Genomic DNA, 557 nt, shown 5'->3' with positions numbered 1-557 from the left:
ATTACCAATGTAGCAAGTGGTGGTACGACAGCATCGAATGCGGCGAATATTGGTGATGTCCAAGCAGCGGCAGCGGCAGCAAAAACAATCGTTGCCCAAGGGAAAAATACCACTGTTAGCAAAACAACAGATGCAACAACGAAAAACGATACTTATACAGTCAATGCAGATTCAGCTAGCGTATCGACTTCAAGTGCCTTATCGGTGGTGAAGGGTACAAAAGATGCTAATGGCAATGTTGACTATGCTTTAGACCTATCGGCGGCAACAAAAACCGACATTAAAGCGGGTACAGATGCTAAAACTGCGGTAGATAGCAAAGGATTAACATTCACTGGTGATAGTGGAACGACAGGGATTAAAAAGCTTGGAGATGCTGTAGCGGTTACGGGTGATCCGAATATCACGACAACAGCAACAGCAACAGGCGTACAAGTTAAACTTAATCCGAATTTGAATGTGACTAGTGTTACCACAGGCGCATCAAAACTAGATAACACAGGTTTAACGATTACAAATGCTGATCCGACGAAGACAGTAAGCGTAACGAATGCAGG

Annotated in this window: 1 protein-coding gene; it reads left to right on the top strand. The window is 44.0% G+C overall.

The genetic code is table 11. From position 1 onward, the window contains the following. Window positions 1-557, top strand: a 557-nt coding sequence (locus FW754_RS16395; protein ID WP_446325263.1) for a hypothetical protein, incomplete at both ends; no start/stop codon positions are given.

This window comes from Acinetobacter sp. 1207_04 (assembly GCF_052850415.1).
This window is presented reverse-complemented; position numbering and strand designations above follow the sequence as displayed.